This is a genomic window from Gemmobacter nanjingensis, from assembly GCF_014652195.1.
GTDB classification, from domain to species: domain Bacteria; phylum Pseudomonadota; class Alphaproteobacteria; order Rhodobacterales; family Rhodobacteraceae; genus Gemmobacter; species Gemmobacter caeni.
The window spans coordinates 1-9,896 of the sequence record NZ_BMYI01000014.1 but is presented as its reverse complement, the minus strand read 5'-3'; the positions used below and the strand labels follow the sequence as shown (position 1 = coordinate 9,896).

The following is a 9,896-nucleotide window of genomic DNA, read 5'->3' as shown; positions in this document are numbered from 1 at the left end:
GCATGGTGCTCGCAGGAGGCGCGGCGGCGGGAGGTGGAGCGATGCTGGCCGCCAGAGGCGGCGCCGCCGCTCTGTCCGGTGGAGCCGCGGCCGTTCGCGGAGGTGCTTCCGCCGCAGGCGCGGCGACGGCCGCCTACAGCGTCGGCTCGCTCGGCCAGACCGGCGCGGCCAGTGTCGCCTCCGGCCTCGGCGGTGTCGCGCGGACCGCAGGTTCTGCCGCTGTATCGCCCTTGAAGCGCGCCGCGTCGAAAGCATCGGAAAGCGTCAAATCCAGCTTTTCCGATGGCGCACGCGCCGCCTTTGGTGTGACCGGCGGCACGTCCACCGCAGGCACGGTCGGCGGCGCGAGCGCTACTCCCGCCGCCGCACCGTCCGCCGTCGCAGGCAGTGCTCCGGCCTGGGCGCAGCGGATGCAGCGCTCCCAGGCCATGAACCACGGCACGACCATGGCAGCCCATGCGGTGCGCTCCGGCGACAGCCACGGCTCCGGTTCCTCCATCAACCTTTCCGAAAGTGACCGCTCATGACCATCTTCAAACGACCAGCAACCCACTACGGCAAGTCGCCGGAACCCGAGACACCCTATCAGAAAGCCGCGCAGGCATGGGACGAGCGCATCGGCTCGGCCCGTGTTCAGGCGAAGAACTGGCGCTATATGGCGTTCGGCTCGCTGATCCTGTCGGCCGGCTTCGCTTCCGCCCTTGTCTGGCAGTCCGCGCGCGGGACCGTCGTGCCCTGGGTGGTACAGGTCGACAATATCGGCCAGGCGCAGACCGTCGCGCCCGCAAACGCTGACTATCGCGCCACCGATCCGCAGATCGCTTTCCATCTCGGCCGCTTCATCGAGCAGGTCCGCGCGATCCCGGCCGACGCCATCATCGTTCGCCAGAATTGGCTTCGCGCATACGAGTTCACCACCGACAGGGGCGCGGCTGCCTTGAACGACTATGCGCGGGCCAACGACCCGTTCACGCGGGTCGGCCGTCAGCAGGTCGCCGTCGAGGTCTCGAGCGTCATCCGGGCATCGCCCGACAGCTTCCGCGTGGCTTGGACCGAACGCCACTACGAAAACGGCCAGCTCGCCACCACCGAGCGATGGACGGCGATCCTGACCATCGTGATCCAGACGCCGCGCGATGCCGAGCGCCTGCGCGCCAACCCGTTGGGAATCTACGTCAATGCAATTTCGTGGTCACGGGAGATGAGCCAATGAGGACGATCACCCGCACCCCCACAATCGCGGCCGTGCTGCTTTCGGCCACCATGCTCGCAGGCTGCGCCACCAACCGGACGCAGCAATGGAGCTATGACGATAGCGTGCCGCCGCTGCCAGTGGTGCAGGCGGCCGCGACCGACGAAACGCCCCGGCCGCTGCACACGCCGCCCGCGTGGACCGTCGCGCGCGGCGGCGCCGCTGCTGGAACACCGACCGGCCGCGTCGAGAACGCCAACGCCGCCGCTCGCGTCGAGCCGCGCCGCGCAGGCTATTACAACGCGATCCAGATTTATCCGTGGAGCGAGGGCGCGCTCTATCAGGTCTATGCCGCAGTCGGGCAGATCACCACCATTGCGCTGGAGCCGGGCGAGAGCCTGACCGGCGCGGGGCCGATCGCGGCGGGTGATACCGCAAGGTGGATCATCGGCGACACGGAATCCGGGTCCGGCGCGAACCGCCGTGTCCATATCCTCGTGAAGCCGACACGCCCGGACATTGCCACCAACCTTGTCGTCACCACCGACCGGCGCACCTACATGATCGAGCTGCGCGCGCGGGAATCGCTCTACATGCCTGCCGTCGCCTGGGCCTATCCGGCACCGCCAGCGGGCCAGCGCCAGACCGTTCCAGCCGCACCCGTCATTCCCGCCGAGGCCGCGCGGAACTATCGCTACGGCCTGACCGGAGACAGCCCGCCGTGGCGGCCGGTTTCCGTCTTCGACGATGGACGGCGCGTCTATGTCGTCTTCCCGGCCGGGATCGTGCAGGGCGAGATGCCGCCGATCTTCGTACTCGGCTCCGATGGCGAACCGCAGATCGTCAACAGCCGCATCCACCAGAACATCCTGATCGTGGACCGCCTATTCGGTGCGGCCGAGCTGCGCCTTGGCGGCGGCACCCGCCAGCAGGTCGTCAGGATCGTCCGTATCAACCCGACGCAGGCGGCCGCCGATCAGCCTGCCAGCGCGACCGGAGACTCCCCGTCATGACAGACACCACCAACACCACGGACGCCTCGCCGATGCGGCTGCGCGCCGAACCGCCGCGCGTCACCCGCCTGTCACGCAAGATGCTCGCTGGCGTCGGCGCTGTAGCCTTGTTCGGCGTCGGCGGCGCGCTGATCTACGCGCTCCAGACCCGCGATGCAGGTCCGGGCAATGAAGAACTCTATTCGACCGAGAACCGGCCCACGGCGGACGGCTTGTCCGGCCTACCGCGCGACTATACCGGCCCGGTCCTGGGGCCGGCGTTGCCCGGCGACCTCGGCCGCCCGATCCTCGATGCGCAGAACCGGGGACAGCCGGTTGCGCCGCCGGTCATGGCGACGCCCGCCGTCGATCCCGAGGAACAGCGCCGTCTCGCCGAGGAAGAAGCCGCGCGCGTCAGCCGCGTCTTTTTCCAGACCGCGCCCGGCACGGGGACGGCAACCGGCATCGCCATGCCCGGCCTTGGCCTTCCGTCCGGCGCGACCGGCCCCCAGGACCGGCACACCGCCTTCCTAAACGGGCCGGTGGATCGGCAGACCGTCGCCCTGGACCGCATCATGGCTCCAGCGTCGCCCTACATCCTACAGGCCGGAGCCGTCATCCCCGCCGCGATGATTACCGGCATCCGCTCCGATCTGCCCGGTCAGATCACCGCGCAGGTCACGGAAAACGTCTATGACAGCCCGACCGGCAGCCTCCTTCTGATCCCGCAGGGCACGCGCATCATCGGCCAATACGACGCCGGCGTGACCTTCGGTCAGCGCCGCGTGCTGCTGGTCTGGAATCGGCTGATCCTCCCCAATGGCCGCTCCATCGTGCTGGAGCGCCAGCCCGGCGCGGATGCCAGCGGCTATGCCGGGCTTGAGGATGGCGTCGACTATCATTGGTGGGATCTGATGAAGGCCGCAGGGCTCTCGACCTTGCTTGGCGTCGGCACGGAGTTGGCGACCAGCGATGATGACCGGCTGATCCGCGCCATCCGCGACGGGGCGCAGGACACCATCAACCAGGCCGGCCAACAGATCATCCAGCGCCAATTGCAGGTCACACCCACGCTGACCATCCGGCCAGGCTTCCCGGTCAGGGTCATCGTGACCCGCGACCTTGTGCTCGAATCCTACGGAGGCTGAGCGATGGCGAAGTTGAAGCTGGGGCCGCTGCCCGACGACAAGCCCGTCAAGGTGACGGTGGAGCTGCCGGCACCGCTCCACCGCGATCTGATCGCCTATGCCGAAGTGCTGGCCCGCGAGACCGGCCAGACCGTCGCCGATCCCATGAAGCTGATCGTGCCTATGCTGGAACGCTTCATCGCCACGGATCGAGGCTTCGCTAAGGCGAAGCGGGAGCCAGGAAGATCGTGACAAGTCAACGCGAGGTTCATCACTCGACGTAGCGTTTTGCGATCATCGTCTCGGCACCCAAAGCAACGAAGCGGGCGGACGGCTATCGTTGGCATGTCGGACTACTTGGCCCGCGCCAGTTCTTCGACAAGAAACGGCGCCGTCCGGCTACCGGGTGTTCGGGCCACCTGTTGAGGGGAGCCGGCCACGACTATCTTGCCGCCAGCATCGCCAGCACCTGGTCCTACATCGATTACCCAATCGGCCTGCGCCACAGCGCGCATGTCGTGCTCGATCATCACCACACTATTTCCGGCATCGACCAGCCGCTGCAATTGTACCAACAGCCGGTCGGCGTCCGAGGCATGCAGGCCGGTGGTCGGCTCGTCGAGCACGTAGAGACTGCGCCCGCGCTGGCTGCGCTGAAGCTCGGTCGCCAGCTTGATGCGCTGTGCTTCGCCACCGGACAGTTCGGTGGCCGGTTGGCCAAGTCGCAGATAGCCCAGCCCGATCTCGCGCAGTAATTGCAATGGTCGTGCCACCGCGTCCTCACCCGCGAAGAAGCCGTGGGCCTCGTCCACCGTCATGGCCAGCACCTCGGCGATGTTGCGCCCGTTCCAGCGCACCTTCAGCGTGGCATCGTTATAGCGCGCGCCATGACAGGTCGGGCACGGCGCATAGACGCTCGGCATGAACAGCAGTTCCACGCTGACGAAGCCCTCGCCCTCGCACGTTTCGCAGCGCCCTTTGGCCACATTGAACGAGAACCGTCCGGCGTCATAGCGGCGGCGCCGCGCATCGGGGGTGGCGGCGAACAGCTTGCGCACATGGTCGAAGAGGCCCGTATAGGTCGCCAGGTTCGAGCGCGGGGTGCGGCCGATCGGTTTCTGGTCCACCTGCACCAGACGCTGCACGGCATCCACGTCGCCGGCGAGATGACCGCCGGTGACTTCGATGACCGTCGCGCCTTCGCCAGAGCCGCTTTCGGCCGCGTCGTCCTCGGGTTCGTGACCCAGATGCAGCAAGATCAGTTCCGGCAAAGCCTGCGCGACGAGGCTGGATTTGCCCGAGCCAGAAATGCCGGTAACGGCCGTCAGCACGCCGAGCGGAATGCGCGCATCCACGCCGCGCAGATTGTGGCGATGGATGGCTTGCAACTCCAGCCAGCCCGAGGGCTCGCGGCCTCGGCTCGCGGGCGCGGCGATCTCGTCGAACAGATAGCGCGCGGTCCGGGATTCGGCGATCTGGCGCAGGCCCTCCGGCTCGCCGCTAAAGAGCACGTGGCCCCCGTGTTCTCCGGCATCGGGTCCGACATCCACCAGCCATTGCGCGCGGCGCATCAGGTCCAGATCGTGCTCGACCACGAACACCGAATTGCCCGCGTCGCGCAGCCTGTCGAGAGCGTCGTAGAGGGCCTGGCTGTCGGCCGGGTGCAGCCCCGCCGAGGGCTCGTCCAGAACATAGACGACGCCGAACAGCAGGGAACTCAACTGCGTGGCCAGCCGCAGGCGTTGCAGTTCACCCGCCGAAAGTGTCGGGGTGGCCCGGTCCAGCGTCAGATAGCCGAGGCCCAGCCCCCGCAGTTGATGCAGGCGGGCCATCACGCCACCGGCGATGCGTTGCGCGGCGAGACGCTTTTCTTCCGAGAGTGCGGAGGTGCGGCGCACATCGGGCGACACTGCGTGAACGGCCTTACCGGAGGCCGCCCGTTCGGCCCGGTCGCGCTGGGTCGCCTCCCTGTCCGTACCTTCCCCCGCCGTATGGGCGCTGAAATCGCCCTGGACGATGGGTTCGAGCAGGGCCGCCAACTGGTCCAGCGGCATTTGCATGAAGGCGCCGATATCCACTCCGGCGAAGGTGATCGCCAAGGCTTCGGGTTTCAGTCGCTTGCCGTCGCAAGTGGGGCACTGCTTGCCCTCCATGAAGCGCGATACGCGCTTGCGCATCAGGGCGCTCTGGGTGTTAGCGAAGGTGTGCAGCACATAGCGCCGGGCGCCGGTGAAGGTGCCCATATAGCTCGGCTCCAGCTTACGCTTGAGCGCCGCTCGGGTTTCGGCGGGCGTGAAGCCCGCGTAAACCGGCACGGTGGGCGTGTCCTCAGTGAACAGAATCCAATCTCGGTCCGCCTTGGGCAAATCCTTCCATGGCCTGTCCACGTCGTAACCCATGCTGACGAGGATATCGCGCAGGTTTTGACCCTGCCAAGCGGGCGGCCAGGAGGCTATCGCCCGTTCCCGGATGGTCAGGGAGGGATCGGGCACCATGATGGCCTCGGTCACCTCATAGACATGCCCCAGGCCATGACAGGTGGGGCAAGCCCCCTGCGGCGTGTTGGGGGAAAAATCCTCGGCGTAGAGCATCGGCTGACCGGCCGGATAGGCGCCGGCGCGCGAATACATCATCCGCACCAGGCTCGATAGCGTGGTGACGCTCCCCACGGAAGAACGCGCGTTGCTGGCGCCGCGCTGCTGCTGCAAGGCGACCGCCGGTGGCAATCCGTCGATGGCATCGACGTCGGGCACGCCAGCCTGGTCGATCAAGCGCCGTGCATAGGGGGCTACCGACTCGAAATAGCGTCGCTGCGCCTCGGCGAAGATGGTGCCGAAGGCGAGCGAGGATTTGCCGGAACCCGAGACACCGGAGAATACCACCAGAGCGTTGCGCGGGATGGAAACGTCCACGTCCTTGAGGTTGTTCTCGCGCGCACCGCGCACCTGCACGAGACCGCTCGCTGCGGCAGTACAAGAGGATTCACCGAAAGGAGAGTCTGGCATGTTCTTATCCTGTAGTTCGTGAGCTAGCGATGGGCCGGATTCGGGGAAGATCGGTCAAGCGTCCGCGCTTGGCGGCGTCGCGTGATCGAGCGAGCGCCAGCCCCCCTCGCTCGCCCGACCCGCTCCGGTGCCTCCCGGCTCGAGACCCCGCTCAGGACTGGGCTTCTTGCGTCCGGGTGCCGCGGCGGCTGGCTTCGAGCGCAGCAGTGAGCGTGCGGGCGTCGTAACTGCCGAGCAGACGACGCCCCTCGACGAAGAACGTTGGAGTGGCGTGCGCACCGCTGGCGACCGCACTGGCGAGGTCGCGCTCGACGCGCTCGATCACCGCGGCGCTGTCGAGATCCGCGATAAACCGGTCGACGTCGAGGCCAACCTCTGCGGCGTAGCCGATCAAGTCCTCGCGCTCCAGCGCATGTTGGCGGGTGAACACGAAGTCCAGCCACGGCCAGAACATCCCCTGGTTCGACGCGGCCTCGGACGCCCGCGCGGCGATCAGCCCGTGCGGGTGGTGCGGCAGCTGGCGCACCACATACCTGAGGTCGTCCCCGAAGTGCTCGCGCATATCCTCCCACGAACCGGTCGCGTGCGCACAGTACGGGCACTCGAAGTCCACGTACTCCACGAGCGTGAGCTGGGCGTCCTCCGGACCACGGATGTGGTCGACCTCGGGATCCACCGGCGGCTCGAGCACCATCGGCAGATCGGCGGTCTCCTCACCCCATCTCCGGGCGGCAACCTTGAAGATGAGCCACCCGAGCAACGTGGCGAGCACCATCGACACGAGCACACCGACCGTCGCCTGGCGGCCCAGGTCGGAGGTCGTGCCGAACGCGAGCCCGATGATGAGCAGCGACACGGTGAACCCGATCCCGGACAGTGCCGCTCCACCGAACACGCTCCCCATCCCGACGCCCTCGGGCAGCCGACCCAGGCCGAGGCGGATCGCGGCGAGTGTGATGAGTCCGATGCCCAGGACTTTGCCGAGCACGAGCCCCGCAATGACGCCCCAGGTCACGGGCGAGCCGAAGGCCTCAGCGAGCAGCCCGCCACGCAGGTCCACCCCGGCGTTCGCCAGGGCGAACACCGGCACGATCAGCAGCGCGGTCGGTAACCGCAGGAACTCGTGCAGCCGCTCGTTCACCGAGATACCTCGGGACAGCCCGCGGTCCACCGCGTGGGCCGATGCGGCACTCGGAGACTGCCAGAAATCTCGGAACAGCTGTCTTGCCGCGACGACCTTGTGACGCTGTGTCGCGTAGGCAGGGATCAGGAGCCCCGCGGCCATCCCAGCAAGGGAGGCATGGATGCCGGAATACACGGTTGCGAACCACAGCCCGATCACGATCAGCACATACGGCGTTGCCCGCCACTGGCGGGTGCGGCCTAGCAACCACAACCCGACGAGACTGGCGAGGGCGATTAGCAGCGGGACGATCCGGATCTCCTCGCTGTAGACGATGCCGATGATGGACACGGCGAGAAAGTCGTCGACCACGGTCAGGGTGAGCAAGAACACGCGCAGCTGACCGGATAGTCGCGGACCGACGATCGCCAGGGTGCCCAGCATGAACGCCGTATCGGTGCCGACCACCGCACCCCACCCATGCAGGCCCTCACTTCCGGCCAGCCCCACGATCAGGACATACACCAGTGCGGGAAGCACGACACCCGCGACCCCTGCGATCAGAGCGAGACGGGCACGGCTGCGGTCCCGGAGAGATCCGTGGGCAAACTCCTGACGCACCTCCAGGCCGATCAGGAAGAAGAAGACGACCATCAGGCCGTCGTTGACCCAGTGATGCAGATCCATGTGCAGGCCGAACGGGCCGAAATTGAACCCGACATCCAGGTGCCACAACGCAAAGTAAGCGTCGGACAGCGGCGAGTTTGCCCACACGAGCGCCACGACCGTGACGATCACCAGCAACACCGCAGCACCAGGCTCCGTGCGCAGATAGTGGGCAACTCGTCTCCGTCTGATATTCGCCGTGGATTCACCGAAAGAAGAGTCTGGCATGTTCTTGTCCTGTAATTCGTGCGGTAGCGATGAGCCGATTTCGGGGGAGATCGGTCAAGCGTCCCCGCTTGGCGGCGTTGCGTCATCGAGCGAGCGCAGCCAAGCAAGCCTTTCTCCCAGCCTGCGCTCGACGCCTCTGTCGGTTGGCTGGTACCAGCCCGGCCGCGCTACGCCCTCGGGAAAATAGGTTTGCCCGGCGGCATAGCCGCTGGGCTCGTCATGGGCATAGCGGTAGCCTTCGTGATACCCCATCTGCTTCATCAGCTTCGTCGGTGCATTGCGAAGATGGAGGGGAACAGGCTGGGAGCCGCTGCGCTTGACGAATGCCTTGGCCTGGTCCCAGGCGGCATAGGCGGCATTCGACTTGGGGGCGAGGGCGAGGTAAGTCACCGCCTGCGCCAGCGGTATCTCGCCCTCTGGCAAGCCCAGCCTGTCGTAGGCCAGCGCGGCGTTGAGTGCCAGTTGCAGCGCCTGCGGGTCGGCATTGCCGATGTCTTCGCTGGCCATCACTATCATGCGGCGGGTCACCTGGCTCACGTCGCCGCTGCCGTCGAGGATGCGGGCCAGCCAATACAAGGCTGCATCGGGGTCGGAGCCCCGCAGCGACTTGTGGAAGGCCGAGAGCTGCCAGTAGAACTCGTCGCCGCCCTTGTCGAACCTGCGCAGTGATGGGCTGGTGGACAGCCTGGCGAACTCGCCATCGACCACAGCCTTGCCAGCGCCCGACGCAGCATTCGTCACCTGCTCAAGCAGATTGAGGAAACGCCTGCCATCGCCATCTGCGAAGCCCTTGAGCAGGTCCAGTGCGTCCGCATCCAACGTGACGCCCCGAAGATGCGGCAGGGCGCGTTCGTAGAGCTGGTTCAACTCGTCGCCGGATAGCGGTTCGAGGGTATAGACCTGTGCGCGTGAGAGCAGTGCGGAATTCACCGCCAACCCGGGATGCTCGGTGGTTCCCCCCACCAGGGTCAGGAGCCCCGACTCGACATGGGGCAGCAAGGCGTCCTGCTGCGCCTTGTTGAAACGATGGATCTCATCGACGAAAAGCACTGTCGATCGACCATGGTTGTCCAGTTCAGCCTGGGCCTCGTCGATGGCCTGCCGAATGTCCTTCACCCCGGCAAGCACGGCCGAGATGGCGATGAATCGGCTGTCGGTCGCGCGTGCCGCCAGGCGCCCCAAAGTGGTCTTGCCCACACCTGGCGGTCCCCAGAGGATGAACGAGTGCAACCTGCCGGACTCGAAGGCGAGGCGCAGTGGTTTTCCCGGACCCAGCAGATGCCGCTGCCCCACGAATTCATCGAGAGATCCGGGGCGCAGGAGTTCTGCCAAAGGCGGTCTGGGCTTTGTCGTGAACAAATCAGTCAAGATCGCCTCATGGGGTCATTGCATCGAATGGCGCAGCGTTCCCACGCCAAACCGAATCCACCAGCCAATAATGATTATACTCGGTCCTACTATCCCACATTCTCCAAGTAAGTCGCTGATTTCGCTGTCGTAATCGTGATATTTCGCATATAAATCATGGCGTTGACGGCTGCGAGGGGCGCGTTTCATGGATCA

The 9,896-nt window shown here is 66.3% G+C and carries 7 protein-coding genes and 1 pseudogene; 5 read left to right on the top strand and 3 right to left on the bottom strand.

Annotated features, from left to right (window positions below):
- From IE126_RS25980 to IE126_RS18545, 5 genes and pseudogenes are all read left to right on the top strand, one after another.
- Positions 1-527, top strand: a pseudogene (locus IE126_RS25980) (P-type conjugative transfer protein TrbL); the annotation flags it as partial.
- Positions 524-1,213 (top strand): conjugal transfer protein TrbF, encoded by a 690-nt coding sequence (gene trbF / locus IE126_RS18560; protein ID WP_030540728.1) that lies wholly within the window; start codon positions 524-526, stop codon positions 1,211-1,213. The pseudogene IE126_RS25980 and the gene trbF, both read left to right, overlap by 4 nt.
- Positions 1,210-2,205, top strand: a complete 996-nt coding sequence (trbG, locus tag IE126_RS18555) for a P-type conjugative transfer protein TrbG (RefSeq protein ID WP_030540727.1) — start codon at positions 1,210-1,212, stop codon at positions 2,203-2,205. Before trbF ends, trbG begins: the two co-directional genes overlap by 4 nt.
- A complete protein-coding gene (locus tag IE126_RS18550) occupies positions 2,202-3,332 on the top strand; it encodes a TrbI/VirB10 family protein (protein WP_030540726.1) in 1,131 nt (376 codons plus the stop codon). Before trbG ends, IE126_RS18550 begins: the two co-directional genes overlap by 4 nt.
- 3 nt (positions 3,333-3,335) lie before the next feature.
- Positions 3,336-3,563, top strand: coding sequence for a DUF2274 domain-containing protein (locus IE126_RS18545; RefSeq protein ID WP_030540725.1), 228 nt, complete (start codon positions 3,336-3,338; stop codon positions 3,561-3,563).
- A gap of 101 nt (positions 3,564-3,664) precedes the next feature.
- Here the strand turns inward: IE126_RS18545 and IE126_RS18540 are convergent, their stop codons facing one another.
- The 3 genes from IE126_RS18540 to IE126_RS18530 form a co-directional block, all read right to left on the bottom strand.
- Complete coding sequence (locus tag IE126_RS18540) at positions 3,665-6,316, bottom strand: excinuclease ABC subunit UvrA (protein WP_030540724.1); 2,652 nt, start codon at positions 6,314-6,316, stop codon at positions 3,665-3,667.
- A gap of 151 nt (positions 6,317-6,467) precedes the next feature.
- Positions 6,468-8,333: a Na+/H+ antiporter NhaA gene (gene nhaA / locus IE126_RS18535; protein WP_030540723.1), complete on the bottom strand. Its 1,866-nt coding sequence runs from the start codon at positions 8,331-8,333 to the stop codon at positions 6,468-6,470.
- Between the two features lie 54 nt (positions 8,334-8,387).
- Entirely contained in the window at positions 8,388-9,701 is a 1,314-nt protein-coding gene (locus tag IE126_RS18530; protein WP_103025175.1) for a replication-associated recombination protein A, read from the bottom strand.
- Positions 9,702-9,896 lie beyond the last annotated feature (195 nt).

Bases quoted from the DNA above. Each gene is read 5' to 3' on its own strand.
- trbG (WP_030540727.1), top strand. From the start codon at position 1,210: ATGAGGACGATCACCCGCACCCCCACAATCGCGGCCGTGCTGCTTTCG.
- nhaA (WP_030540723.1), bottom strand. From the start codon at position 8,333: ATGCCAGACTCTTCTTTCGGTGAATCCACGGCGAATATCAGACGGAGA.
- IE126_RS18550 (WP_030540726.1), top strand. From the start codon at position 2,202: ATGACAGACACCACCAACACCACGGACGCCTCGCCGATGCGGCTGCGC.
- IE126_RS18540 (WP_030540724.1), bottom strand. From the start codon at position 6,316: ATGCCAGACTCTCCTTTCGGTGAATCCTCTTGTACTGCCGCAGCGAGC.
- trbF (WP_030540728.1), top strand. From the start codon at position 524: ATGACCATCTTCAAACGACCAGCAACCCACTACGGCAAGTCGCCGGAA.
- IE126_RS18545 (WP_030540725.1), top strand. From the start codon at position 3,336: ATGGCGAAGTTGAAGCTGGGGCCGCTGCCCGACGACAAGCCCGTCAAG.